The 25,298-nt window shown below is 72.5% G+C and carries 22 protein-coding genes; 9 read left to right on the plus strand and 13 right to left on the minus strand.

Going from position 1 to position 25,298, the window contains the following annotated elements; genetic code table 11:
* Positions 1 to 6 precede the first annotated feature (6 nt).
* Entirely contained in the window at positions 7 to 1,644 is a 1,638-nt protein-coding gene (abc-f, locus tag AB0J97_RS03205; RefSeq protein WP_364083786.1) for a ribosomal protection-like ABC-F family protein, read from the plus strand.
* A gap of 99 nt (positions 1,645 to 1,743) precedes the next feature.
* Here abc-f and AB0J97_RS03210 read toward each other — a convergent pair whose 3' ends face one another.
* Genes AB0J97_RS03210 through AB0J97_RS03220 form a run of 3 tightly spaced genes read right to left on the minus strand, consistent with a single transcriptional unit; the run spans position 1,744 to position 9,126 of the window.
* Positions 1,744 to 6,537, minus strand: coding sequence for a DNA repair ATPase (locus tag AB0J97_RS03210; protein ID WP_364083789.1), 4,794 nt, complete (start codon positions 6,535 to 6,537; stop codon positions 1,744 to 1,746).
* A gap of 1 nt (position 6,538) precedes the next feature.
* The gene (locus AB0J97_RS03215; RefSeq protein ID WP_364083792.1) at positions 6,539 to 8,635 is read right to left on the minus strand and encodes a flotillin family protein; all 2,097 of its coding nucleotides are present in this window, start codon (positions 8,633 to 8,635) and stop codon (positions 6,539 to 6,541) included.
* Positions 8,635 to 9,126, minus strand: coding sequence for a hypothetical protein (locus tag AB0J97_RS03220; protein ID WP_364083795.1), 492 nt, complete (start codon positions 9,124 to 9,126; stop codon positions 8,635 to 8,637). Before AB0J97_RS03220 ends, AB0J97_RS03215 begins: the two co-directional genes overlap by 1 nt.
* A gap of 214 nt (positions 9,127 to 9,340) precedes the next feature.
* Here AB0J97_RS03220 and AB0J97_RS03225 point away from each other — a divergent pair, with 214 nt between their 5' ends.
* Positions 9,341 to 10,255, plus strand: a complete 915-nt coding sequence (locus AB0J97_RS03225; RefSeq protein WP_364084242.1) for an NADP-dependent oxidoreductase — start codon at positions 9,341 to 9,343, stop codon at positions 10,253 to 10,255.
* A gap of 34 nt (positions 10,256 to 10,289) precedes the next feature.
* On the opposite strand, the gene AB0J97_RS03230 is transcribed toward AB0J97_RS03225, so the two are convergent.
* The gene (locus AB0J97_RS03230) at positions 10,290 to 10,811 is read right to left on the minus strand and encodes a CGNR zinc finger domain-containing protein (RefSeq protein ID WP_364083798.1); all 522 of its coding nucleotides are present in this window, start codon (positions 10,809 to 10,811) and stop codon (positions 10,290 to 10,292) included.
* A 96-nt stretch (positions 10,812 to 10,907) separates the two neighbouring features.
* Here AB0J97_RS03230 and AB0J97_RS03235 point away from each other — a divergent pair, with 96 nt between their 5' ends.
* On the plus strand, positions 10,908 to 11,768 hold the full coding sequence (locus AB0J97_RS03235) for an alpha/beta hydrolase (protein ID WP_364083800.1): 861 nt from the start codon (positions 10,908 to 10,910) through the stop codon (positions 11,766 to 11,768).
* Between the two features lie 12 nt (positions 11,769 to 11,780).
* Positions 11,781 to 12,470: an HPP family protein gene (locus tag AB0J97_RS03240; RefSeq protein ID WP_364083803.1), complete on the plus strand. Its 690-nt coding sequence runs from the start codon at positions 11,781 to 11,783 to the stop codon at positions 12,468 to 12,470.
* Between the two features lie 14 nt (positions 12,471 to 12,484).
* Here AB0J97_RS03240 and AB0J97_RS03245 read toward each other — a convergent pair whose 3' ends face one another.
* From AB0J97_RS03245 to AB0J97_RS03255, 3 genes are read right to left on the minus strand one after another with little or no spacing between them, the layout of a single operon-like run.
* Entirely contained in the window at positions 12,485 to 13,402 is a 918-nt protein-coding gene (locus AB0J97_RS03245) for an aminoglycoside phosphotransferase family protein (RefSeq protein WP_364083806.1), read from the minus strand.
* A gap of 34 nt (positions 13,403 to 13,436) precedes the next feature.
* On the minus strand, positions 13,437 to 14,315 hold the full coding sequence (locus AB0J97_RS03250) for a 1,4-dihydroxy-2-naphthoyl-CoA synthase (RefSeq protein WP_364083809.1): 879 nt from the start codon (positions 14,313 to 14,315) through the stop codon (positions 13,437 to 13,439).
* Positions 14,316 to 14,325: 10 nt separating this feature from the next.
* Positions 14,326 to 14,838, minus strand: coding sequence for a PadR family transcriptional regulator (locus tag AB0J97_RS03255; protein ID WP_357702057.1), 513 nt, complete (start codon positions 14,836 to 14,838; stop codon positions 14,326 to 14,328).
* A 76-nt stretch (positions 14,839 to 14,914) separates the two neighbouring features.
* Between AB0J97_RS03255 and AB0J97_RS03260 the strand changes: the two genes are divergently transcribed.
* On the plus strand, positions 14,915 to 15,478 hold the full coding sequence (locus tag AB0J97_RS03260) for a hypothetical protein (RefSeq protein WP_364083812.1): 564 nt from the start codon (positions 14,915 to 14,917) through the stop codon (positions 15,476 to 15,478).
* Here the strand turns inward: AB0J97_RS03260 and AB0J97_RS03265 are convergent.
* Positions 15,471 to 15,803, minus strand: coding sequence for a metalloregulator ArsR/SmtB family transcription factor (locus tag AB0J97_RS03265; RefSeq protein ID WP_090938046.1), 333 nt, complete (start codon positions 15,801 to 15,803; stop codon positions 15,471 to 15,473). The genes AB0J97_RS03260 and AB0J97_RS03265 overlap by 8 nt on opposite strands.
* Before the next feature lie 86 nt (positions 15,804 to 15,889).
* Here AB0J97_RS03265 and AB0J97_RS03270 point away from each other — a divergent pair, with 86 nt between their 5' ends.
* Entirely contained in the window at positions 15,890 to 16,060 is a 171-nt protein-coding gene (locus AB0J97_RS03270; protein WP_357702062.1) for a DUF3073 domain-containing protein, read from the plus strand.
* Between the two features lie 149 nt (positions 16,061 to 16,209).
* Here AB0J97_RS03270 and AB0J97_RS03275 read toward each other — a convergent pair whose 3' ends face one another.
* The gene (locus AB0J97_RS03275; protein ID WP_364083815.1) at positions 16,210 to 17,037 is read right to left on the minus strand and encodes an alpha/beta hydrolase; all 828 of its coding nucleotides are present in this window, start codon (positions 17,035 to 17,037) and stop codon (positions 16,210 to 16,212) included.
* 117 nt (positions 17,038 to 17,154) lie between these two features.
* Between AB0J97_RS03275 and AB0J97_RS03280 the strand changes: the two genes are divergently transcribed.
* Positions 17,155 to 17,721: an NAD(P)-binding domain-containing protein gene (locus AB0J97_RS03280; RefSeq protein ID WP_364083818.1), complete on the plus strand. Its 567-nt coding sequence runs from the start codon at positions 17,155 to 17,157 to the stop codon at positions 17,719 to 17,721.
* Between the two features lie 27 nt (positions 17,722 to 17,748).
* Here AB0J97_RS03280 and AB0J97_RS03285 read toward each other — a convergent pair whose 3' ends face one another.
* The 3 genes from AB0J97_RS03285 to AB0J97_RS03295 all read right to left on the minus strand — a co-directional run bounded on the left by AB0J97_RS03285 (position 17,749) and on the right by AB0J97_RS03295 (position 21,098).
* Complete coding sequence (locus AB0J97_RS03285) at positions 17,749 to 19,158, minus strand: LCP family protein (RefSeq protein ID WP_357702068.1); 1,410 nt, start codon at positions 19,156 to 19,158, stop codon at positions 17,749 to 17,751.
* A gap of 147 nt (positions 19,159 to 19,305) precedes the next feature.
* A complete protein-coding gene (locus AB0J97_RS03290) occupies positions 19,306 to 19,965 on the minus strand; it encodes a response regulator transcription factor (protein ID WP_357702071.1) in 660 nt (219 codons plus the stop codon).
* On the minus strand, positions 19,962 to 21,098 hold the full coding sequence (locus AB0J97_RS03295) for a sensor histidine kinase (RefSeq protein ID WP_364083822.1): 1,137 nt from the start codon (positions 21,096 to 21,098) through the stop codon (positions 19,962 to 19,964). The genes AB0J97_RS03290 and AB0J97_RS03295 overlap by 4 nt, the downstream gene beginning before the upstream one ends.
* A 166-nt stretch (positions 21,099 to 21,264) precedes the next feature.
* Between AB0J97_RS03295 and AB0J97_RS03300 the strand changes: the two genes are divergently transcribed.
* Positions 21,265 to 22,326: a carboxymuconolactone decarboxylase family protein gene (locus tag AB0J97_RS03300; protein ID WP_364083825.1), complete on the plus strand. Its 1,062-nt coding sequence runs from the start codon at positions 21,265 to 21,267 to the stop codon at positions 22,324 to 22,326.
* Positions 22,327 to 22,425: 99 nt separating this feature from the next.
* Here the strand turns inward: AB0J97_RS03300 and AB0J97_RS03305 are convergent, their stop codons facing one another.
* On the minus strand, positions 22,426 to 22,923 hold the full coding sequence (locus AB0J97_RS03305) for an MSMEG_6728 family protein (RefSeq protein WP_357702078.1): 498 nt from the start codon (positions 22,921 to 22,923) through the stop codon (positions 22,426 to 22,428).
* Positions 22,924 to 23,009: 86 nt separating this feature from the next.
* On the opposite strand from AB0J97_RS03305, the gene AB0J97_RS03310 reads away from it, so the two are divergent.
* The gene (locus tag AB0J97_RS03310) at positions 23,010 to 25,289 is read left to right on the plus strand and encodes a xanthine dehydrogenase family protein molybdopterin-binding subunit (protein WP_364083828.1); all 2,280 of its coding nucleotides are present in this window, start codon (positions 23,010 to 23,012) and stop codon (positions 25,287 to 25,289) included.
* The last annotated feature ends 9 nt before the right edge of the window (positions 25,290 to 25,298 follow it).

Here is a 25,298-nt window from a genome sequence, read left to right on the forward strand (position 1 = left end):
GCCTCTATGCGTACTGCTGCCCAATTGGCGCTGACCGAGATCACCAAGCGTTACGACACCCGGGCCGTCCTGGACCGCGTGTCGCTCACCGTCAGGCCCGGCGAGCGGGCCGGCGTGATCGGCGACAACGGCTCGGGCAAGTCCACGCTGCTCAAGCTCATGGCGGGCGTCGAACGTCCGGACAACGGCGAGCTGACCGTGGTCGCGCCCGGCGGCGTGGGGTACCTCCCGCAGTCGCTGGAGCTGCCGCCGCACGCCACCGTGGCCGACGTCGTGGACCTGGCCCTGGCCGAGCTGCGCGAGATCGAGGCGCGGATGCGCGCGCTCGCCGCCACCGACCTGGACGCCTACGCCAAGGCCCTCGCCGAGTTCGAGGCGCGCGGCGGCTACGAGGCCGACACCCGCGTGGACGTCGCGCTGCACGGCCTCGGCCTGCCCGGCCTGGACCGGGACCGCCCGGTCTCCACGATGTCGGGCGGCGAGCGGTCGAGGCTGGCCCTGGCCGCGACGCTGGCCGCCGCGCCGGAGCTGCTGCTGCTCGACGAGCCGACCAACGACCTGGACGACCAGGCCGTCGCCTGGCTCGAAGAGCGTCTGCGCGAGCACCGCGGCACGGTCGTGGCGATCAGTCACGACCGGGAGTTCCTCGACCGGGTCACCACGGTGATCCTGGAGGTCTCCGCCGGACGGGTGCGCCGCTACGGCGACGGCTACTCCGGCTACCTCACGGCCAAGGCCGCCGAACGGGCCGCGCACGTGCGGGCCCACGAGGAGTGGCGGTCCGAGCTGGCCCGGCACGCCGGTCTGGTGACGGCCAACGCCGGGCGGATGGCGGCCGTCCCGCGGGCGATGGCGAAGGCAGGGATGGGCACCGGCGCGTGGCGGGCGCGGTCGCGTACGCACGGTGCGGCCGGGCGCGTCCGGCAGTCGCAGCAGCGGATGCGGTGGCTCAGGGAGCACCCGGTGCCACCGCCGCCCGTCCCGCTGCGGTTCACCGCCTCCATCGCCACCTCCATCGCCACCTCCGTCCCGTCCCTCACCGACGTGCCGGACGGGCCGCCGTCGGCGGTCGTGCTCGACGGGGTGCGGGTGGCGGGGCGGCTGCGGCTCGACGGGCTCACCGTGCGGCGGGGGGAGCGGCTGCTGGTCACCGGGCCGAACGGCGCGGGCAAGACCACGCTCATGCGGGTGCTCGCCGGCGAACTGCGTCCCGACGCGGGCACCGTACGCCGGGCCGGGCGGGCCGGGCTGCTCCGCCAGGAGGAACAGGCGGCGCGGCTGGACCGTACCGTGCTCGCGGCCTTCGCCGAGGGGCGGCCGGGCAGCCCCGACGAGCACGCCGACCGGCTGCTCGGCCTGGGCCTGTTCCGGCCGGGCGACCTGCGGCGGCGGCTCGCCGACCTCTCGTACGGGCAGCGCCGCAGGGTCGAGCTGGCCCGCCTGGTCAGCGACCCGGTGGACCTGCTCCTGCTCGACGAGCCGACCAACCACCTGTCGCCGATGCTGGTGGAGCAGCTTGAGGAGGCGCTGGCCGACTACGAGGGCGCGCTGGTGGTCGTCACCCACGACCGCCGCCTGCGCGCCGCCTTCACCGGCGCCCACCTGGAGCTCCCCCCAGCCCCCCGCAACGGCCGCACCCCCTGACGGCCGTGCCCGCCCGGCTCAGAGGGCGGGCCGACCGACGGATGGCCGTGCCTCCCTCGGCCACCGGCCGCACTCCCCGACGGCCGGTGGCCGCCTCGCTCAGCGGTCGGATTCCCTGATGGCCGTGCCCACCTCGCCGACCCGGTCGGCGAGGAGGCCGAGGGCGCCCACGGCTCGGGTCATCGGGTCGTCGCCGTCGCCGCCCAGCGCCCTGGCCCGGAGGAAGGCCGCCTTGATCTCCGCCCAGCGCGCCGCCTGGGCGGGGGTCAGACGGCCGCGCAGCTCGGCCAGTTTGAGCAGGTTGGCCTCGGCGTCCTGGGTGAGGGTCTGCGCCTCGCCCAGGTAGTGGTCGTCGATCACCGCCTCCAGCTCGTCGTCGTTCATGGCGGGCACGATGCGCTCGGCCAGCTTGTTCATGTTCCGGTACGACCCCTGCAACCGGTACGGCGGCTCGGTCCTGGACGCCTCCGCCTGCGACGCCGACGCGATGTACGCCGCGTTGTTGGCCAGCACCACCTCCTGGACGCGCACCAGCTTGCCCAGCACGCCGAGCACCTGGTCCAGCTCGGCCTTCCCGTACGGGTGCCGGAGCTGGTCCGGGCGGACGGCCGGGTCGCCCTTGGCCAGGCGTACCAGCAGCTCGACGTCGCCCCCGTCGCGCCCCGAGAGGGGGGCCAGCACCGGGTTGGAGGTCAGCGCGTTGTCGACGTAGCTCAGCGCGAACAGCTCGTCCTTGCCGGAGAGCACGTCGCCCAGGTTCCACACGTCGGCGCGGTTGGCCAGCATGTCCGGGATGCGGAAGCGCTGCCCGGACTCGGTGTACGGGTTGCCCGCCATGCACACCGCGAACCGCTTGCCGCGCAGGTCGTACGTGCGGGTCCGGCCGTTCCAGACGCCTTCGATGCGGCGCTGGGCGTCGCACAGCGAGATGAACTTCTGCAGCAGCTCCGGCGAGGTGTGCTGGATGTCGTCCAGGTAGAGCAGGGTGTTGTTGCCGGTCTCCAGCGCGAAGGAGATCTTCTCGACCTCCTGCCTGGCCGTGGCGTCGGGCGCGTCGGCCGGGTCGAGCGAGGCGACGCCGTGGCCGAGCGCCGGGCCGTTCACCTTGACGAAGACCAGGCCGAGGCGGCTGGCGACGTACTCCATCAGCGTGGTCTTGCCGTAGCCGGGCGGGGAGATGAGCAGCAGCAGGCCCATCTGGTCGGTGCGCTTGCCCGCGCCCGCCGCGCCGAGCTGCTTGGCCAGGTTGTCGCCGATCAGCGGCAGGTAGACCTCGTCCAGCAGCCGGTTGCGGACGAACGCGCTCATGACCTTGGGCCGGTACTCCTCCAGGCGCAGCCGGCGGCGTTCCTGCTCGACCAGCTCGTTGCGGCGGCGCTGGTAGGCCCGGAAGGCCGGAACCCGTTCCCGCCTGAAGGCGCGTGCCCTGGTCAGCAGCTCGTCGAGCCTGACCCGCAGCCTGCGGTCCTGGACGCGCGGATGCGCGCCGAGCAGGCCCTCGACGGTCTCCTCGACGGCGGCGTCGGAGTCGTGGCGGGGCAGGTCGCACAGGTGCACGGCGACGGCCTCGGCCACCTCGGGCCCCTGGCGGTAGGCGCCGATCCAGGCGTGGGCGAGCTGGAGCCGCTCGGGCAGAGGGAGCGCGGCCAGCTCCTCCTCGAACTCGCGCGTCCTGGCCGGGCCGAGTGTCTGCCTGAAGCCGTCGAGCAGGTCGCGGGCCGCCTTGCCGGTCACGAAGCCGAACGGCGTCGCGCCCAGCTCCTCGACCAGGTACTCACCCGCCAGCGCGGCCGTGCTCTCCACGCCGGGGGAGAAGGCGGCGATCTGGCCGCCGAGTTCGGCGGCCAGGGCCTCCAGGGCGGGGGTGTGGCCGAAGACCGAGCGGGCGCGGACCAGGGAGGCGGCTCTGGTGGTCAATGTTTTACGTGAAACCTCGTCCGTGCCGAAGGCCCAGAAGAGCTGGGCCGCCGCGCGGGTCTCGGGCGGGTAGCGCAGGAGTCCGGCGCCCTCGCTCAGGCGGACCAGGCTCTCCAGGACGAGGATCGCGTCGTGGTCGTGGACGCCGCGCTCGTAACCCTCGTCGTATCGCTGCTCGGCGGCCTGACGTACCAGGTCGGCCAGGGGAGCCCCGGGCCGTACGGACTCCAGGAGGGAGGCGGCCAGGTGCTCGGCCCGGTACATGTCCGGCGTCTCCGACACCAGGAGCTGGTCCCAGAACGGCCGCGTGTCGGCGAACGAGGCCGGCACGGGCGCGCGGTAGTCCGTCCCCGTGATCGCGAAGTGCAGGTCGCCGTCGTGCGGGACCAGCGTCAGGTCGATCGGCTGGGTGTTGACGGCGAAGCGGTGACGGCCGAGGCGCAGCGTCTCGCCGCCGTCGGTGAACAGGTCCAGCCGGTCCCGCAGGGCGCGACCGGCCTCCTGCTGGGCCGCCTTGACCCGGCCGTCCAGCTCCTCGGCCCGTACGGCGTCGCCCAGGGAACGCAGCTCGGCCGCCGCCGTACGGATCCTGCCGACCATCGGATCGGTGGCGAAGTACGTGTTGACCTCGTCCATCGACCCCAGGGACGCCAGCCGCCCGGTCACACTGGCCAAAATGCGCCCGGCCGAGGCGAAGACCCGGTCGGCCCGCCGCGCCAGGCCGTCCAGCTGGGTCTGCTTCCTGGCCGAGAACGCCTCGTAGACCTCGTCCCGCCGGCCCGCGAGCTGGGCGGCGAAGTCGTCGAACTCGCCGAACCGGGCCTCCAGGTTCTCCACCTGGAGCATCAGGCGGCCGAGCTGCTCGTCGCACTTGTCCGGCGTGTCGGCCATCGCCAGCGCGCCCGTGACGGCCTGGCCGAACAGGACGAACTCGGCGGCGAAGGCCGCGCGGCCCTCCGAGCCCAGCAGCTCGCGCCGCCGCCCGTCGAGCAGGGCCCGCGCCCGGTTCACCCCGCCCAGCACCTCGGCGATCCGGCCCAGGATCGACGTGCGGACCGTGGCGTCGGCGATCTCCAGCGAGCCGACGACCTCCGTCACCACCTCCAGGCCCTCCGCCTGCTCGGCCAGCCGGTCCGCAACGGGCGCGGCCTCGGCCACGGTCGCGATCGCGGCGGCGTCGGCGGCCAGCCCTTCGACGGCCGCGTGGTAGGCGGTGAACGCCTCCGCGCCCTCCAGGAAGGCGACCGCGCGCCTGCCGGTCGCGGCCAGCTCCGCGGTCACGGCGGCGGACAGCTCGTCCAGGCGGGCGAGGTCCATGTGGCGGACGTCGCGCAGGGTCACCAGGCGGCCCTGCTGCCTGCGCAGGCCGGCCAGCGTGGTGACCCAGGCGTCGGCGGTGGCGGGGGTGTCGGCGGCGGCCTGGCGTACCAGGTGGGTGGTCTCCTCGGCCGCCGCCGTCAGCGTGTCGGCGGCCTGGCGGGTGAGCTGCTCGACGTTCTCGTACTCGTCGAGCACCTGCTCGGTGGTGGCCCGCACGTCGGCGAGCGGCCCGGCGAGCCCGTGCTCGCCGAGCCAGTGGTAGGAGTCCGCCGCGCGGGTGCAGGCGGCGATCAGCGCCTCGAACGTGGCCTCCGACGCCGCCATCTCCTCGACCATGCGGGCCACGGACAGGCAGTCGGAGATCCCGCGCACCAGCTCGGCGTTGCCGATGCGCTCCAGGGGCCCGGTCCCGGCGGGCTGGGCGGCGGCGTAGGTGTCGGACACGTACGGCGTCTGCCACACCTGCATCGGGTGGACCCGGGTCGGCTCCTCGGAGAGGGCGCGGAAGACCACCATCGTGCCGTCGTCGAACAGGGAGTACCCGTGGCAGACGATGGGGTTGGCCACCTCCTTCCTGATCACGTTGTACGGCAGCAGCAGCGAGCGGCCGTCGCCCCGGGCGTGGAAGACGTACAGGACGTCCTCGCCGTTGGGCGAGCGCACGACCCGCTCGAACTCCAGGTCCGTCACGTCCGTGTCGAACGTCTTGCTGACCCCGGTCGCCAGGTAGTAGCCGCCCGGGAAGATCAGCCCCTGGTCCTCGGGCAGCCGCTGGCAGGACTGGCCGATGCCGTCGAGCCTGGTCACCGCCTTGGTACGGGTGTTGAAGACCAGATGCCGCCAGTCCTGCTCCTTGTACGGCCTGATCCGCATGAGGACGAGCGGCCCGATCCTGGCGTACTCGACGTCGGCGTCGGCCAGCGACTGGAGGCGTTCGGTGACCGGCTCGGAGTAGACGCCCGCGCCGGTCTCCGTGTTGTTCTCGACCTTGATGGTCAGGTCGCCGCCGATCGTCTCGACGAAGACCTCGCCCTCGATCGAGATGTGCGGATGGCGGCCGAGCACGTGGTCGTCGCGGGTGGTCGGCGTCCACTCGAAGTCGTGGGACGGCGGGAAGACGTGGTCCCGCTCTCCCCGGTTGTCCAGATATCTCGGGACACCGCCGTTGCTGACCGCCCACCTGAGCACCCGCGTGTCCGCGGGGCCCGTCCGGAACACCGCCAGCAGCTTGCCCTCGACCCGCCTGAGCTGCTGGAGGCTGGTCTCCTTGTAGTACCGGTACAGCTCGGCGAAGTCCTTCCTGAACGCCGGCTCCTCCAGCGTCTCCAGCTTGCCGGTCTCGAACGTGAACGTGTCCCCGTCCCTGGTGAAGCGGTGGACGGCGAACACGTCGGCCACGGTCGTCTCCGGCTTGAGCCCGATGAAGACGTTGTAGCCGAACAACATCACCTCGCCCAGCGAGACGATGTCCCTCGGGACGCAGTTGTTCTCCGTCCTGATCCGCTCGGTGCCGAGCAGGCGCAGCTCCGCGCCGCCGAAGACGCGCAGCCGCTGCCCGTTGACCTCCTCCGCCGCGACCGCCAGGGCCTTGGCCTGCGCCTGGAGACGGTTCCTGAGAACCTCGTAGGTCCCGGCTTCCAGCTCGGTGGTGCTCACGTCAGCCCTTCGCCGCCGCCAGCGCGGCCACCGGGGAGTCGGCCAACCCGAGCCGCCGCGCGGTCTCCAGCAGCTCGCCGAGCGCCGACGACTGCGGGCCGCCGTCCTGGATGAGCCGCATGAGCAGCGCCGAGACGGTCAGGTTCTTGATGTCCTCGGTGCGCACCCCGCCGACCACGCTCGCGATGTCGGCCGCCAGGCTGGCCGTCCCGTTGAGGTACGGCTGCATCAGGGCCCCGGCCACCTCCGAGTGGCCGACGAAGCCGTCCACCGCCTTGCCCGTGGTGATCGAGCCGACGACCTTGTCGAAGAACATCGTGTCGCCGCCGACGATGTCGATGTTGGCCTTGGACAGGCCCGCCGCCAGCACGCTGGCCTGCGACTCGGCCACCTGGCGGGTGACGTCGATGTGCTTGAGCCTGATCTCCTTGTCGGCCTCCAGGCGCAGGCGGTACTCCTCGTGGCCCCGGCTGGCCTCGTCCAGGGCGGCCATCGCGGCGGCCTTCTGGGTCAGGCCCTCGGCCTCGGCCTTCAGCTTCTCGCCGATCGCGGTGGCGCCGGCCAGCGCCATGGCCTGCTCGCCCTCGGCCTGCGCCTTGAGCCGGTCGCCCTCGATCAGCGCCATGGCCCGCGCGCCCTCGGCCTCGGCCCGCAGCTTCTCGCCCAGGGACGCCGCCTCCGCGCGGCCGACCTTCTCGATGGCGTCCGCGTCGCGCTCCTTGACCTGCACCTGCGCCAGCCCGGCCGCCGCGGACTCGGCCTGGACGCCCTCCGCGAGCCGGATCTTGGCCCGCGCGTCCAGCTCGGCGGCCTGCTGCCGGGCCTCGGCCAGCACCAGCTCCTCACGGGCCCTGAACTTCGACGCCGCCTCCGCCGCCTCGGCCGCCTTGATGTCCTTGACCAGGTTCTCCTGAGCCTCCGCCTCGGCGGCGATGATCACCTGCTGGCGGGTGCGCTCGGCCTCCTCGACCACGCGCAGCCGCTTGATGCTCTCCTCCTGCTCGGCCACCGTCTTGTCGACCGCGATGCGCTCCCTGATGACCTCGGCGATCGACCGCTTCTCGGTCTCGACCTCCTTGTCCTTCGCGATGCGCGACAGCTCGGTCTCCCGCTCCCGGGCGATGACCTCCAGCAGGCGGTCCTTCTCGATGCGCTCGCTCTCGATCGCGATCACCCGTTCGCGGTTCTTCTCGGCGACCGCCACCTCGCGGGCCTGGTTCTCGCGCTGCACGCCGAGCTGCTCGTCGGTCCTGATGTCCGCCGTCTGCGCGCGCAGCCGCTCCTCGGCCTGCACGCGGGCGATCTCCGCCTCCTCGCGGGCCTTGACGGTCTCGATCTCGCGGCGCTGCTTGAGCTCGGCGTCGGCCTGGCGGCGCTGGAGTTCCAGGATGGCCTCGCGGGCGTCCACGTTCTGGCGGGTGATCTCCTTCTCCTCGGCCCGCTGGAACTCGTTGGTCCGTACGTGTTCCAGCGCGGTCAGCTCGGTGATCTTCCTGATGCCCTGGGCGTCCAGGATGTTGCTGGAGTCGAGCTGGGTGAGCGCGGTCTGCTCCAGGTAGTCGATGGCGGCGTCTTCGAGGCTGTAGCCGTTCAGGTCGGTGCCGATGAGCCGGATGATCTCGTCGCGGAACTCGTCCCGCTTGGTGTAGAGGTCGACGAAGTCGAGGTGCTTGCCGGCCGTCTTCAGCGCCTCGGAGAACTTGGCGCTGAACAGCTCCTGGAGCGTGTTCTCGTCACTGGCCCTGGCGGTGCCGATGGCCTGGGCGACCTTGATGACGTCCTCGGCGGTCTTGTTCACCCGGACGAAGAACGTGATCTTGATGTCGGCCCTGATGTTGTCCCGGCAGATCAGCCCCTCGCGGCCGGTACGCGTGATCTCGATGGTCTTCACCGAGATGTCCATGGTCTCGGCCTTGTGGACGACGGGCAGCACGATGGCGCCGGTGAACGTCACGTCCACCTTGTTGACCTTCGACACGATCAGCGCCTTGCCCTGTTCCACCTTACGGAAAAGGCGGCCGATGATGACGAGCAGGCCAATCACGATGACCAGGACGACGGCGAGAAATACGCCGAAGCCCGTGGAGATGACGTCCATCAGATCTCGCTTTCGTAGGGCATGACCCAGAAGAATTCGCCGTCTTTGTCGTATTGGAAGATGAGTGCCTTGTCGCCGCGGGCCAGGCGGTCCCCGCCGGTCGTGCGGACCTGGACGACGGCGGTCGAGCCGTCCTCGGCGGCGACCTCGGCCTGGCCGAAGTCGGGGGTGGCGGCCCCGGTGCGGATGACGCACGGGCGGCCCACGAGGTCGTCGCGCGAGTGGCGTCCGCCGTCCGGGAAGGCCCTGCGCAGCGGCCTGATCAGGGCGCGCGTGGCGAGCCAGGCGCCCGCCGCCGCGGCGAAGGGCACGGCGGCCAGCGCGGCGTCCGGCAGCACCTGGCCGCCGATCAGGGCCAGCAGCCAGGCGATCGCGACCAACAGGGAGATCGCGATCCCGGCGGGCACGCCCCCGAACCCCAGCCACGGCGCGTCGTGGTCGAGGTCGAGCAGGCCGGCGATGACGGCCAGCCAATAAGCCACGACGGCCACGAGGAGGAAAGTGAAAATAACCGTCGGAAAGCTCAGAGCGGCGTGGAAGAACTCGGTCATCAGCCCTCGGTTTGCCCATCCCCCGGTGTGTCCTGACGGACTATATACATATAAAGCGCGACTAAAGCGGAAAGTTCCCGACTTCATATCGAAAGTTGTCCGACTTGACCTCAAGCAGGGTTGAGGTAGCACGCTCGTCGGCATGAGCGATGTGATGAGGGCGGCGGCGTTCGCCGAGCCGGGCGGACCCGAAGTGCTGAAGGTGATGGAGGTGCCCGCGCCGCAGGCGGGCCCGGGAGAGGTGCGCGTACGCGTGCGGGCGGCCGGTGTGCAACCCTTCGACACGGCCGTACGGGCGGGGTGGCTGCCGCCGTACCTGGGGGACGTGCCCTGGCCGCGCATCCCTGGCAACGAGTTCGCCGGCGTGGTCGACCAGGTGGGCGACGGGGTCACCGGGGTGTCGGCCGGGGACGAGGTGCTGGGCTTCTCGCGGCTGTACGCCTACGCCGAGTACATCGTGGTCCCGGCCGCCGACGTGGCGCCCAAGCCCGCCGGGACGCCCTGGGAGGTGGCCGGCGGGCTGACGTCCGGCGTCCAGACGGCCGAGCTGGCCCTCGACAGCCTGGGCGTCGGGGCCGGCGAGACGCTGCTCGTGCACGGCGCGGCCGGGTCCGTGGGCACGGCGGCCGTGCAGATCGCCCGCATGCGCGGCGCCACGGTGATCGGCACCGCCAGCGAGGTCAACCACGACCACCTGCGCGACCTCGGTGCGATCCCGGTGGCCTACGGCGACGGGCTCGCCGACCGGGTGCGCGCGCTCGCCCCCGGCGGCGTGGACGCGGCCCTCGACGGCGCCGGCGGCCACGCCCTGGAGGTCTCGCTCGACCTGGTCGCCGACCGGGCGCGCATCGTCACGCTGGTCGAGCACGGCAAGGCGGCCGAGCTGGGCGTCAGGACCGTGATGGGCGAGCGCACCGCCGAACGCCTCGGCCGGTACGCCGCCCTGTACGCCGAGGGCCGGTTCGCCTTCCCGGTGCGGCGGACGTACCGGCTGGAGGAGGCCGCCGACGCCCACAGGGAGGTCGAGACCGGCCACGGCCGGGGCAAGGTCGTCCTGGTGACGGACTGAGGTTCCCCGCTCCTCGCATTCCGGGCGGGCCGGTTCAGTCGGCGTTCTTGTGACGCTGGTTGAACCGGCCCGCCTTCGCGCGGTTGCCGCACACCTCCATCGAGCACCACCTGCGGCTGCCGTTCTTGCTCACGTCCAGGAACCACAGGACGCAGGCCGGGTTCGCGCACTTGCGCAGCCGTTCGGGACGCCCGCGCAGCAGCGGGACGACGGCGGCGGCCGCCGTCCAGGCCGCCTCCCAGGCCGGATCGTTCACCACGACCGTGTCACGCGGCCCGTCGTCGCCCACCTGCGGTCTGGTCGCGCCCTCGCCGAGCACCGCGTTGAGCCGGTCGTGCCCGCGTCCTTCGAGCAGCCCGCGCAGCGCGTCACGTGCCAGGACGAGGCGGTCGCGGACGCGTTCCAGATCGTCCTCGCCCGGCAGGCCGTGGTCGCCGAGCCAGGCGCGCACGCCTTCCAGGTCGTCGAACTGGTCCACGAGGGCGCCCTGGTCCACCCACACGGTGTCCACCAGGTCCAGAGCCAAGGGCTCGTCGCGGAGCGGCCGTATCCTCACTGCCTCTAACCCCTCAAAGCGATTTGACTGGTTAACTTTCGCCATGCTATCACTTAACCAGCAAAACGGATTTAGCCGGTTAAGGAGAGTGTTGACATGACTGTTCAGTACCGCACCGCTGTGATCGACGGACTCGACGTGTTCTACCGGGAGGCGGGCGACCCCTCGGCGCCCACGCTGGTGCTGCTGCACGGGTTCCCGACCTCGTCGGTGGCCTACCAGGAGCTGATCGCCGAGCTGGCCGACGAGTTCCACCTGATCGCGCCCGACTACCCCGGATTCGGCCACAGCTCGGCCCCCGCCGCCGACGAGTGGGAGTACACCTTCGACCACCTGGCCGACGTCGTCGACCAGCTGCTCGACACCCTCGGCCTCACCAAGTACGCCCTCTACGTGCACGACTACGGTGCCCCGGTCGGCTTCCGCCTCGCCACGCGGCACCCCGAGCGCATCACCGGCATCGTCACCCAGAACGGCAACGCGTACGAGGAGGGCCTGACGCCCTTCTGGGAGCCGCTGCGCAAGGCGTGGGCCGACCCGTCCGAGGAGAACACCTCCGCGCTGCTCGGCCTGCTCACGCCCGAGGCCACTCACTGGCAGTACACGCACGGCGTCCGTGACGCCGGCCTGGTCAACCCCGACAAGGCGGTCCTCGACCAGGCCCGGCTCGACCGGCCCGGCAACCACGCCGTCCAGCTCGCCCTCTTCGTGGACTACGGCCGCAACCCGGGCCTCTACCCGGAGTGGCAGGAGTACCTGCGCACCCACCAGACGCCGGTGCTGGCCGTCTGGGGGCGGCACGACGAGATCTTCGGCCCCGACGGCGCCCTCGCCTTCGACCGGGACACCAAGCGCGTGCAGATCCAGCTCCTGGACGCGGGCCACTTCGCCCTGGAGACGCGCGGCCCCCAGATCGCCGCCCTGGTCCGCGACTTCCTCCGCCGCCTCTCCGACTGACGGGAGCCCCCGATGTCCCACCGCCGCCGCCGGAGCGTCGCCGCCGGCACCGGCTCGGCCGCCCCGGTGACCGCCCGTCCGCATGACTCCGCCGCGCTCCCGTCCCCGGCCGTCCACCGCGTACCCCCGCCACGGGGGCTCGCGGTGGGCCGGGCGGCGGTGACGCCCGAGCCGCCGCCCTCGCCGGCGGCGGCGACCTTGAAGAGGTACGTGCGGGCCGCTGCGTCGGGGGCGCCCGCACGACCGCCCGGAAGGGTGGTGGCCCTGGCCACCGTGGCAGCGCTGGCCGGGCTGTCCCTGCTGGCCCTGGTCACCACCCTTACCGGCCTGGAGCTGTTCGCGCTGCCGTTCGCGGCCTCCGCCATGATCGTGGCCCTGGCCCCCGCCGCGCCGTTCGCCCAGCCGCGCAGCATCCTCCTCGGCCATCTGAGCGCCTCGGCGCTAGCCCTGGCCCTCACCGCCCTCATCGGCCCCTCGGTGTGGGCGGCGGTCGCCGCGGCGGCGCTCTCCACGGCCCCGATGATGCTGCTGCGCGCCCCGCATCCCCCAGCGGGCGCCACTGCGGCGCTGATCGGGCTCACCGCCCCTGACCCCGTGTACCTGCTCGACCCGGTACTGGTGGCCGGCATCGTGGTGATCGCCGGCGGTGTGGCGCTCGGCAGGGCGCTGCCGGGCCACAAGTACCCCGCCTACTGGCGTTGACCGCGGGCCGGGCGTCACTGCCGGTGGCGCATGGCCTCGGCGATCACCAGGCCGACCTCGTTCAGCTCGCTCTCGCCGTCCTCGACGTCCCAGAGGGCGTTCTGCAGGAGGCGGCCGAGGGTCCAGCCGGCCGCCCTGGCCGGGTCGAGGCCCAGTCCGTCCACCATCAGGTCGAACCGCCGCAGCACGCCCTTGATCGGGTCGCCGGTGGCGACGACGGCCTCCCACCGGTTGTCCAGGGCGGGCCACAGGTCGAAGCCGGGGTCGCCGGCCAGCGGCTTGGGGTCGATGGCCAGCCACGGCTCCCGCTCGGCGGCCAGCACGTTGTCGTAGTGCAGGTCCCAGTGCAGCAGCCGGTCGCCGGGTTCGGAGACGAGCTCGGCGACCGCGTCCGCGGCCCACCGCAGCCAGAACCTGTCCTGCTCGCGGGGCAGCGCGGCCGCCGCCCGGTCGACGTCGGCCAGCATCTCCGTGGCGATGTCGCCCAACCGGCGCAGGCCCGGCGGGGCGGGGAAGGCGGTCAACCGGCCCAGCAACTCGGTCAGGATCTTCAGCGCCTCGACGTCGTCCGGGACGGCCGACAGCGGGCGGTCGGAGTCGAGGCGTTCCAGCAGCAGGGTGCCGGTCTCGGGGTCCTCGTCCAGCAGCAGCACCGAGCCCTTGCCGGCCCACGTGCGCAGGCCGGGCGCCTCGGTGGCGTTCTCGTCGGTGACGGGCTGGAGCTTGAGCGCCGCTCTGGTGCCGTCGTCCCGTACGACGGGCAGCACGAGGGAGACCACGCCGTGCATGGGCGGCCCCTCGTCCAGGCGCAGCCCCCACTCCTCCAGGTAGCGCTCGGCCAGTGCCGGCAGGCCGGCCGACCACGCCCGCCCCCGCTCCCCGTCGATCTTCACATGTGATTCGGTCAGTGCCTCGGGAACCTTGATCCGCATCACCCCAGTCTGCCTCTGACCGGGGAGCCCGTGGCTAGAAGTGCCAGGGGTAGGGCGACCAGTCGGGCGCCCGCTTCTCCAGGAAGGAGTCGCGCCCCTCGGCCGCCTCGTCCGTCATGTACGCCAGCCGCGTCGCCTCGCCCGCGAACACCTGCTGCCCGACGAGCCCGTCGTCGATCATGTTGAAGGCGAACTTCAGCATGCGCTGGGCGGTCGGCGACTTGCCGTTGACCTTGCGCGCCCACTCCAGCGCCGTGGCCTCCAGCTCCGCGTGCGGGACGACGGCGTTGACCATGCCCATGCGGTGGGCGTCGGCCGCGCTGTAGGTGTCGCCGAGGAAGAAGATCTCGCGGGCGAACTTCTGCCCGACCTGCCGCGCGAGGTAGGCCGAGCCGAAGCCGCCGTCGAAGCTGGCCACGTCGGCGTCGGTCTGCTTGAAGCGGGCGTGCTCGGCGCTGGCGAGTGTGAGATCGGCCACGACGTGGAGGCTGTGGCCGCCGCCCGCGGCCCAGCCGGGCACCACGCAGATCACGATCTTGGGCATGAAGCGGATCAGCCGCTGCACCTCCAGGATGTGCAGGCGCCCGGTGGCGGGGGTGCCGTCGGCGTACTGGTAGCCGTCTTTGCCCCTGATGCGCTGGTCGCCGCCGGAGCAGAAGGCCCACCCGCCGTCCTTGGGCGAGGGGCCGTTGCCGGTGAGCAGCACGCAGCCGACGTCGGTGGTCTGCCTGGCGTGGTCGAGTGCCCGGTAGAGCTCGTCGACCGTCTGCGGCCTGAAGGCGTTGCGCACTTCGGGCCGGTTGAACGCGACCCGCACCGTGCCCTGGTCGAGGGCCCGGTGGTAGGTGATGTCGGTGAAGTCGAAGCCCTCGACTACCTGCCACATCTTCGGATCGAACAGCTCGGAGACCATGGGAGCGAGCCTAACGGATCTGCCCCTCGGCCCACTCGGCCCACTCCTTCTGGACGGCGCCCAGCCGCAGGCCGTACTCCAGGGCCAGCCGGCCGTAGACCGACAGGTTGTCCTGGCCGCTCTCGACGAAGCCCTTGATGGCCTCCATGTGCTCCAGGTGCTTGCCCACCACCTCGGCCTGGCGGCGCAGGTACGCGCGGGCCTGCTCGGGATCGACCTGCCCGAGGAAGAACACGCGCAGCAGCATGTCGCTGCGCCCGACCCTGACCGGCTCGACCTCGGTGATCCAGCGGCGCAGCTCGGCGCGGCCCTCCTGGGTGATCGCGTACTCCTTGCGCCCCCGGGGGCCCTCGGCCGCCACGCTCACGAGACCGGCGTCGGCCAGCTTGCCGAGCTCGGCGTAGAGCTGGCTCTGCGTCGCGGGCCAGACGTTGGACAATGAGACGTCGAAGGTCTTCAGCAGGTCGTAGCCGCTGGCCGGCCCCTCGGCGAGCAGACCCAGCACGGCGTGTCTCAAGCTCATATTCCTATATTGACATATCTCCACAGGAGGTTCTACCTTCGACATGTCTACTTAGGAACGTCAAAGGAGTTGCGCGATGCGCGGTCTGCTCGGTTTCCTCCCCTGGGTCGTCTACGCGGTCATCGCCACCGGCGACGAATGGCGCTGGGGCGCCATCACCGGCCTCGTGATCGCCGTTGCTCTCGTGGTCGTCGACCGCCGCTCCGGGCGGGCCTGGGACGAGATCGTGATCGAGACGAGCGCCGCCGTCTTCTTCGCCCTGCTCACCGTGCTCTCCCTGGTGGCCCCGCACTCGCCGCTCACGCCGTACGGGCCCGCGCTGGTCAACGTGTGGCTGGCGGGCACCGCCTGGGGTTCGATGGCCATCCGCAAGCCGTTCACGCTGGGCATCGCGCGCACGATGGCGCCCAAGGAGATCTGGGAGACCCCCGCCTTCCACCGCGTCAACGTGGTGATCACGGCGGTGTGGGCGGTGGCGTTCACGCTCGCCGCCGTCTCGCTGACGTTCGTGCTGGCCGCGGCCCCCCGCGCCACCACGGTCGTCATCGCGATCAAGGTGCTCTCGTTCGTCGTCCCCGCCGTCTTCACCGCCCGTTACCCGAAGGTCGTCAGGCGTCGCGCCGAGGCCGCCGCTAAGTGACCTCCGCCCGCAGCTCGGCCAGGAGCTCCCCCTGGTCGGCCAGCATGTCGGTGAGGATGCGGCGGGCGGCTCCGAGCAGGTCGGCCAGCTCGGGAGTGGCCAGCGTGTAGACCACTGTGCTGCCTTCGCGGATTGCGCTCACGATCCCGGCCCTGCGCAGGACCGCCAGCTGTTGTGAGAGGCTCGACGCCTCGATGTCGATCTGGGCCAGCAGGTCTCTGACGGGCAGTGGACCTTCCTGGAGCAGCTCCAACACTCTGATGCGAGCGGGGTGGCCGAGCGTCCTGAAGAAGTCGGCCTTGGCCTGGTGGACCTCCACGTGCATATTGCAAGACTAATCGAGCGCAGTTGCATAATTCTTCAAGTCGTAACGTTGTTGGATAGCATGACAGCGGGGACTAGGGAGTAGCCATGGGCCGAGGAAGAGCCAAGGCGAAGCAGACGAAGGTCGCTCGCCAGCTGAAGTACACCAACCACAACATCGACTACGACCGGCTGCGCGAGGAGCTGGGCGCGGACACGCCGCGCGAGGAGATGTACCCGTCTACGGCGTCCGAGCAGGAGTCCGAGCGCGCGCATTGACGCGCGCCGGCTTCGCGGGGGCGTCCGCGACGTTCTTGGGCCGCCTGGCCTTCGGCGCCTGACCGGTCGCCGCGAGTTCCAGGCGGTGCTTCTGTGCCCGCCCGGTGGCGTGCCGCGGTGTGCGGCCACGCCGCCGTGGTGTGGAGGGGTCAGTCCGTCACCGCTTCGAGCAGGCGGCGCGCGTCGGCGAGCAGGCGGCTGGTGGCCGCCTCCGACACCGGGTCGGCGTTCTGCTGGAAGCCGTGCGCGAGGCCGGGTTCCCTGCGGCACGTGACCGGCACGCCCGCCTCGGCCAGCCGCCGGGCGTACGCCTCGCCCTCGTCCCTGAGGGCGTCGTGCTCGGCGGTGACGATCAGCGTGGCGGGCAGCCCGCGCAGGTCGGGCACGAGCAGTGGGCTCAGCCCCGGGTCGGCGCGCCGCGCCGGATCGGGCGCCCACTGCCGGACGGCCCAGGCGAGGAAGCTCTCGTCGAGGCCGTGACCGGTGCCCTTCTCCCGCACGCTGGGCTGCGAGAGCGTGAGGTCGGTGTTGGGGCAGATCAGGATCTGGGCGGCGGGCGACGGGTCGTCCGCGTCGCGCAGCTCCAGGCAGGCCATCGTGGCGAGGTAGGCGCCCGCGCTGTCCCCGGCCACCGCGACCGGACGGGCCGTGCGCAGCACCTCCACGACGTCCTCGACCGCCGCCGGGTACGGGTGCTCGGGCGCCAGCCGGTAGTCCACGGCCATCACCTCGACGCCGCACCCGTCGGCCAGCAGGCGGCAGATCCGGTCGTGTGTGTCCAGGCCGCAGAACACCCACGCGCCCCCGTGCACGTACACCATGAGCGGCCGCCGCTCCTCCGCCGGCCGGTAGTGCCGCAGCCGCAGCCCGCGCGGCCCGGTCAGCTCGGTCACGTGCGGCAGCTCGGGCCCCCGCGCACGCAGGTGCGCTCGCTCGGCGCTGCCCCTGCGCAGCTCATGGACGTCGGGATCGCTCATGGACGACGAGTGTAGGGATCACCCGACGGCAAAGGTCTCCCAGCTCCGGCGCAAAGACAGGCATGCCGGGAAGGCCGATGGGCAGGTGCCGATCGGGCCCGACAAGGAGATCGAGACATGCGCATAGGAATCGTGGGTGCGGGCAGGCTCGGCGCGCCGCTCGGCCGGCTGCTCGCGGCGGCCGGTCACGACGTGCTCTTCAGCGACGCCCGGCTGCCCCTGGCCGAGGAGGCCGCGGTCGCCGCCGAGGGGCAGGCGGGCGGCGGCTCGCCGATCGAGGCGGCGCGCTTCGGCGAGGTCGTCGTCATGGCGGTGTGGTGGGAGGCCTTCCCCACGGTGGTCGAGGAGCTGGGCGCGGCGCTGGCAGGCAAGATCGTCATCGACCCCAGCAACCCGATCACCGAACGCGACGGCGCCGAGGCGGTGGTGGCCGTCCCGGACGGGCTCACCAGCCCGCAGTACCAGCAGCACGTGCTCGGCCCCGAGGTGCGGGTGGTGCGCACGTTCAACACCAAGTACCCCAACGAGCTGCTGGAGCTGGGCACGGCCGGGCAGCGCGGCGGCCCGCGGGCCGACATGCCCTACTGGGGCGACGACGACGCCGCCAAGAAGGTCGTGGTGCCGCTCATCGAGGACGCCGGGTTCACCGCCATCGACGGCGGCGGGCTGGCCGACTCCCTGTGAGCCCCCTTGAGCTCCCTGTGAGCGGCGTCAGGCCGCGCAGGTGTCGTGGGTGGCGTCGAAGCCCTTGATCGCCTCGGTGTCGTCGGCGCGCAGCGGCTTGAGCCCCTTCCAGTCGTCGCCGATCACCAGCACCAGGTGGTTCGTCCGGGCGCCCGGGACCAGCCTCGGCGTGGCGGCCAGGAGGTCGTTGGTGAGGGTGGGCACCCGCGTCTCGGCGTTGGGGCCGTACAGCAGCGTGGTCTTCGGCTGGGGCTTCTTCGCCGAGTCGCCGATCTTGCTGATGTGGTAGCCGCGCTGTTCGAGGAAGGCGGCCACCTGCGTGCCGAGGCCGCCGCGGTAGGTGCCGTTGCGCAGCTCGATCTGGATCTTCGACCGCCCCACCTTGGCCTGGCCGCCCTTGACGCCCTGGACGCTCTGGTCCCTGGCCGCGATCTGGAACAGCCGGCCCGCCTGCGGCTGCACCCACTCGACGCGGCCCGGCTGGGTCAGCGAGTAGTGCCAGGGGGTGGTGATGAAGCGGATCTGCCCGGCGTTGAGGCCCTGGAGGCTGGTGGCGAGGTCCTTCATGACGCCGACCGACAGGTCGTCGTCGACGGTCACCGACTTGGTGCCGGCGTCGAGGAAGCCGAACAGCTTGGACGGGTCGGTGAGCGTTTCGCCGCTCATCACCTTCTTGAGCATGGAGGCGATGAACATCTGCTGCCGCTGGATGCGCCCGATGTCGGAGCCGTCGCCGAGGCTGTAGCGGGCGCGGACGTAACCGAGCGCCTGCTCGCCGTTGAGCGTCTGCCGCCCGGCGGGCAGGTGGAGCAGGGCCTTCTTGTCGTTCACCGGCGAGGGCAGGCAGACCTCGACGCCGCCCACGGCGTTGACCATGCTCTTGAAGCCGGTGAAGTCGACCTTCACGAAGTGGTCGATGTGGATGCGGGTGAGCGACTCGATCGTCTTCCAGGTGCAGGCGATGCCCCCGGAGTTGAACGACTCGTTGATCATGCCCAGGTGCGGCTGCTGGCCGGGCAGGCCGCCCGTGGCCCGGCAGGCGGGGAGCTGGACCAGCGAGTCGCGCGGGAAGCTGATCACCATGGCGTTGTCCCGCTTGGACGACACGTGCGCCAGCATGATCGTGTCGGTGCGCTCGCCCGCGATGCGGTGGCCGTACCTGGCGTTCTTGCCGTCGCGCTGGTCGGAGCCCACGATCAGGACGTTCATCGCCGAGGTGGCGACCTTGGGGGGCCGCGTCTCGCCGAGGTCCTCCTTGGTGACCGTCGAGCGCTTGAGGTTGCCGCTGAGTTTGGCGGTGACGCCGACGGCCACACCGCCGACGAGGAGGACGACGGCGACCGCGATCGCGATCACCCAGCGCAGCCAGCGCCGGCGGCGCCGCCTGGGGGCGCCGGGGTCGCTGGAGGGCGGAGCGTCGACAAGCCCGCTGCTCACGTGACTCCAGAGGGACGGGGGCCAAGGGGCCACCGCCCCGGGCCAAGAGCCTCGCCGTACAAGTCTCGGCCGTTGAACGAGCCCGAGTGTACTCAGTCCGGGACGGGTATGAGGAGGGACCGCGTTCCTTGACGGTCAAGCCTCGGGTCAGCGCTCGCGCGGGGTCACCAGGCCGGACTCGTAGGCGAAGACCACGAGCTGGGCGCGGTCGCGGGCGTGCAGCTTGGTCATCGCCCGGCTCACGTGCGTCTTGGCGGTGGTCGGGCTGATCACCATCTGGGCGGCGATCTCGTCGTTGGACATGCCGCGGGCGACCAGGGCGGTCACCTCGCGTTCGCGGTTGGTGAGCACGTCCAGGCCCTGGGGGTCGGGTTCGGGGCGGCGGGCGACGTACTCGCCGATCAGGCGGCGGGTGATGGCGGGGGAGAGCAGGGCGTCGCCGCGGGCGGCCACCCTGACGCCCTGGAGCAGGTCGGCGGGCTCGGTGTCCTTGACCAGGAAGCCGCTCGCGCCGGCGCGCAGGGCGTGGAAGACGTACTCGTCCAGGCCGTAGTTCGTCAGGATGACCACGTGGACCTCGGACAGGCGTGCGTCCGCGGCGATCCGCCTGGTGGCCTCGATGCCGTCCATGACGGGCATCTGCACGTCGACGAGCGCGACGTCCGGACGGTGTTCCAGGGCGAGGGCGACGGCCTGCTCCCCGTTGGCCGCCTCGGCGACGACCTCGATGTCGTCCTCGGCCTCCAGCAGGGCGCGGAAGCCGCCGCGGATGAGGGCCTGGTCGTCCACCAGCAGCACGCGGATCATCGGGCCTCCTGCAACGGCAGCTCGGCGCGTACGGTGAACCCGCCCTCGGGACGCGGCCCGGTGCGCAGCCGCCCGCCGAGCGCCGTGACCCGCTCCCGCATGCCCAGCAGGCCCACGCCGGGGTCGCAGGGGTCGCCGTTCGCGCGGCCGTCGTCGTCCACCTGCACGGTCAGCTCCTCCTTGCCGTAGTCGACGCGTACCGAGGCGGTGGCGGGCCCGGCGTGCTTGGAGACGTTGGTCAGCGCCTCCTGGACGATCCTGTAGGCCGCGCGGTCGACCTCGGCGGGCAGGTCACGGCGGTCGCCGGTGACCGTCACCGTGGCCGGGACGCCGGTCGAGCGGGCCCGTTCGACCAGGTGGGTGAGCCGGTCGAGGCCGCTGGCCGGAGGGTCGCCGTCCGGCTCGCGCAGCACCTCCAGCGTGGCGCGCAGCTCGCGCATGGCCTCGCCGCTGGCCTCCTGGATGGCCAGCAGCGCCGCCGGCACCTCCTCGCCGCGCTTGCGCGCAAGGTGCACGGCCACGCCCGCCTGCACCTTGATGACCGAGATGGTGTGGGTGAGTGAGTCGTGCAGCTCCCTGGCGATGCGCAGCCGCTCCTCGCCCGCGCGGCGCAGCGCCGCCTCCTCGCGGGTCCGCTCGGCCTCGGCGGCCCGCCGCTCGACCTGCACGAGGTACGCCTGCCGGTGCCGGGTCACGGTCGCGGTCACCCCGGCCGCCAGGAACCAGCCGAGCAGCAGCGTCGTCTTCTGCACGATCTCCTGCGGGGGCTGCCCGGCGGCCGCGGCCAGGTTGACCGCCAGGGTGCCGCCCAGGAACACCGCGCCGGCGACCGCCGCGATCGCCCGGTGCCCGGCCCTGACCGTGGCGAACACCGTCACCATGACGGGGAAGGAGGCCGGCGGGCCGGGCTGCGCGTGCGCGGAGTAGACCAGCATGCACAGCGTGGTGACCAGCAGCGCCGGCACCGGCGCCCGCCGCCAGACGACGAGGGTGAGCGCCCCGGCGAGCACGGCGACGTAGTCCACCGGGCCCGCGCCCGGCGTGGCCACCGCGGTCGCCGTCAGCAGCACGGCCACCACCGCCGCGAGCGCCACGTCCATGGCGGCGGGACGCCATCGGTGCTGCAAGCTCATGCCAAGCACAGTAGATCGTGATGTGTCGATGTTCGTCCTCATCCGGACGGAAATGGGCACTACTCCCGCCGTCGTACGCCGCCCGCACCTGCGCCCTGTGCCGTAGCCGCGGGAGTCATCCCGGGAGGGACGACTCCGCGCCTTCTCCCGGCCCACCATGGCGGGCATGAACACGACGCCGATGGCCGGAGGCCAGTTCCGCTACGTCACGCCCGTCCGGCCCCAGGACGCCACGGGCCGGGTGGCCCGGGTGTACGCGCGCCTGGCCGACGACTTCGGCATGGCCCGCATGGCGGTCTTCCTGACGCTGTCGCCCGCCCCCGCCGTGCTGGCCGGGACCTGGGCGCTGCTGCGGGAGTCGCTGCTGGCCGGGCCGGGATCCAGGACCGGCAGGGAGGTGGTGGCGCTGGGGGTGTCGCTGGCCAACCGATGCCCGTTCTGCGTGGCAGCGCACACGACGCTGCTGCACGCCACCGGCGACCACCGGCTGGCCGAGACCGTCGCGGCCGGGGGCGTGCCGGAGGACCCCGGGCACGCCGCGCTGCTGCGGTGGGCCAAGGACCGGCGCGTGCCCGCGCCCTTCCCGGCCGACCAGGCGCCCGGGTACGTCGGGACCGCGCTGACCTTCCACTTCGTCAACCGGATCGCCTCGGCCCTGCTCACCGAGAACCTGCTGCCCGGCAACCTGCAGAAGTCGCGCCTGGTGCGCAGCGTGGGCGGCCGGGCGATGTCCCGCACGGTACGCCGCGAGCTGCCGCCCGGCGCGGGCCTGGACGTGCTGGACGGCCTGCCCGCGTCGGCCGGGCCCGCCTGGGCTGCCGGTTCGCCGGTCGGCACGGCGTACGCCACGCTCATGGCCGTCGCGGAGGCGGGCGGGGAGCTGCTGGGGGAGGCGGCGCGGACGGCCGTCACCGAGGCGGTCGCGGCCTGGGACGGCGAGCACCCGCCGATGGGCGGCGACCTGTCGGCGGGCCCGCTGACCGGCGTGCCCGCAGCGGAACGGCCGGGAGCCAGGCTCGCCCTGCTCACCGCCCTGGCGCCCTACCGGATCACCGACCCGGACGTCGCCGTCTGGCACGCGACCGCGCCGACGGCCGGATACCCGGCCGGATACACGGACGGCGACCTGGTGCGGCTCATCGCCTTCGGCGCCGCCACGGCGACCCGCCACCAGGAGGCCCGCCTCACGGGAGCCCACGCCGAGCCGGGCGGGGCGGCACTCGGGTAGGGCCTGGTCGGCTCGGTTCGGTTCGGCTCGGTTCGGCTCGGATCGGGGCGCGTCGGGCCGGGTCCGGTGAGGCCCGGTTCGGGGGCGGGGTGGGGCGGGTCAGGTCTGGGCGGGGCCGGTCGGCAGGCAGGCCGGGGGGCGGCCGGAGGTGGGCCAGACGTATTCGAGGTCGTCCGGTTCGTCGCCGAAGAGCGGGCGGTAGTGGTCGGGGTCCTTGCGCAGGAGGGCGGAGCGGTGGCTGAGGTGGAAGGCGTCGTCGCCGAGCCAGGGCGGCAGCTCGTCGGCCGCCGCCAGCTCGTGCTGGGTACGGACGACGGGGGTGCCGCAGGCGCGGCCCAGCTCGACGGACATCGAGGCCGCGCAGGTGTCGGCCCGGCCGGTCGAGCACCAGCGGTCGCACACGTCGAGCCCGTAACGGACCAGGGCCTCCTCGTAGCCGGCCCACATCTTGACGGCGGGGTGGTGGCGCCAGCCGTAGCCGGGGACGATCAGGGCGCGCAACACCTGGAGGGCCTCCACCCGCTGCTTGCCCAGCCGCAGGGCATCCAGAACCCCGGCACTTGCCGTGAAATCCGGATATGGAAGAAAAGTCTGCATCAATACCCTCGCTGACCTGGTCTTTCGCGCCTGCCGTCCCGCGCGATCGTATAGACCACACGCCATCCGGCGCGCACAATCGGCCCATGGGCTATGTCGGCGCGCGGACGCCTCGCAGGGAAGACGCCAGACTGCTGACCGGAAGGGGAAGGTACGTCGGCAACGTACGCCTGCCGGGCATGGCGTACGCGGTGGTGGTGCGCAGCCCCGTCGCCCACGGACGGCTCCTGGGCTGCGACGCCAAGGCGACCTGGACGGTCGAGGGGGTGCTCGACGTCGTCACCCCCGCCGACGCGGCCGGGGTCCTGCTGCCCTGCGTCACCCTCGCCCCCGGCCAGCCGCTCGCCTCCTACCGGGCGCTCGACGACACGATCAGGTACGCCGGCCAGCCGCTCGCCGTCGTCGTGGCCGAGACCCCCGCCGCCGCGCGCGACGCCGCCGACCTGCTGGACCTGGAGCTGGACCAGTTCCCCGCGGTCGTCGGCGCGGAACGCGCCCTGGAGGAGGACGCGCCGCTGCTCCACCCCGGCTGGGGCACGAATTTGGTCACCGACTTCCTGATCGGCGACGCCGACTGCGCGGAGTTCGTCGAGTCGGCCGAGCACGTCGTCGAGATGACGTTCAGGATGAGCCGGATCTCGCCGCACCCCCTGGAGCCGCGCGGCGTCGTGGCCTCCTACGCCGACGACGAGCTGACCGTGCACATCTCCTCCCAGGCCCCGCACCACGTGCGCGAGCACCTGGCGGAGGCGTTCGGGCTCAGCCACGACCGGGTGCGCGTGATCAGCCGGGACACCGGCGGCGGGTTCGGCGGCAAGGAGCACGTCTACCCCGACGAGGCGGCCGTCTGCCTGGCCGCTATGCGCCTGGGCCGTCCGGTGAGCTGGACCGAGTCGCCCGGCGACCGGCTGTCGGCGACGCTGCCCGCGCGGGCCGCCGTCCACCGGGCCAGGCTGGCGCTCGACGGCGAGGGCCGGTTCGTCGCCCTGCACGCCGACATCCTCGGCGACCTCGGCGCCCATCCGTCGAACGTCGGCATCTCGCCCTTCGCGGTCTCGGCCACGCTGTTGCCGGGGCCGTACCGGTTCGAGCGGGTCGGCGTACGCGTGCGCGGGGTCGTCACGAACACCACCCCGACCGGCTCCTACCGCGGGTTCGGGCAGCCCGAGTGCACCTGGACCAGGGAGCGCCTGATCGACGAGGCGGCCCGGCGGCTCGGCCTCGACCCGGTCGAGCTGCGGCTGCGCAACATGCTGGAGCCGGACGAGCTGCCGGTCACGAGCCGGGTGTACCAGACGTACGACTCCGGCGACTATCCGCTGGCCCTGCGCACCCTGCGCGACCTGGTCACCCCGGTGACCGGTGTGGACGACGGGCGCCGGCGCGGCATCGGCTACTCCTGCCACGTCGAGACCACCGGCCTGGGCCCGTCGATGGAGATGAAGGCGACGGGCATCCAGGCGGGCGGCTACGAGACGGCGGTGCTGCGGATGGAGCAGGACGCGTCGGTGGTGGTGTCGTCCGGGGTGGTCTCGATCGGGCAGGGCATCGAGACCGCGCTGGCCCAGCTCGCGGCCGACCGGGTGGGGGTGCCGATCGAGCGGGTGCGGGTGGTGCTGGGGGACACCGCGGCGACGCCGTACTCGTCGGTCGGGTCGATCGCCAGCCGCTCGCTCGCGGTCGGCGGCGGGGCGCTCGTCCAGGCCGCCGCCCGGTTGCGTGACAAGCTGCTGGCCATCGCCGCCCACCGGCTGGAGGCGGCGCCCGGCGACCTGGAGATCGTCGACGGGTCCGTGCGGGTGAAGGGCGACCCGCGGGCGTCGGTGTCGTTCCGGGAGCTGGCCACGTCCGCCTGGCGGGCCTGGGACCTGCCGGAAGGCGTCACGCCGGGCCTGGAGGAGCGGGTCAGCTACGACCCGTCCGCCTACACCTTCGCCTACGGCGCGCACGCCGCCGCCGTCGCGGTGGACCCCGAGACCGGCGCGGTCGAGGTGGAGCGCTACTGGGTGGTCAACGACGCCGGGACGCTGGTCAACCCGTCCCTGGTCGAGGGCCAGATCCGGGGCGGGGTCGCGCAGAGCATCGGCATGGCGCTGACCGAGGAGATCGTCCACACCGAGGACGGGCAGCCGCTCGCCGAGTACCTGCTGCCGACCACCCGCGAGGTGCCCGACATCGAGGTCGTGCTGCTGGAGACCCCGTCGCCGCGCACCCCCGGCGGCATGAAGGGAGCGGGCGAGGCGGGCACGATCGGCCCGCCCGCCGCCATCGGCAACGCGGTCGCCGCCGCCATGCCCGAGCTGGCCGGACGCGTCACCGACGTGCCCCTCACCCCGCAGGTCGTGTGGAGGTGTCGACACCTCTGACCTGGGCAC

The sequence above is a fragment of the Nonomuraea sp. NPDC049607 genome (assembly GCF_040675375.1).
Classification (GTDB): domain Bacteria; phylum Actinomycetota; class Actinomycetes; order Streptosporangiales; family Streptosporangiaceae; genus Nonomuraea.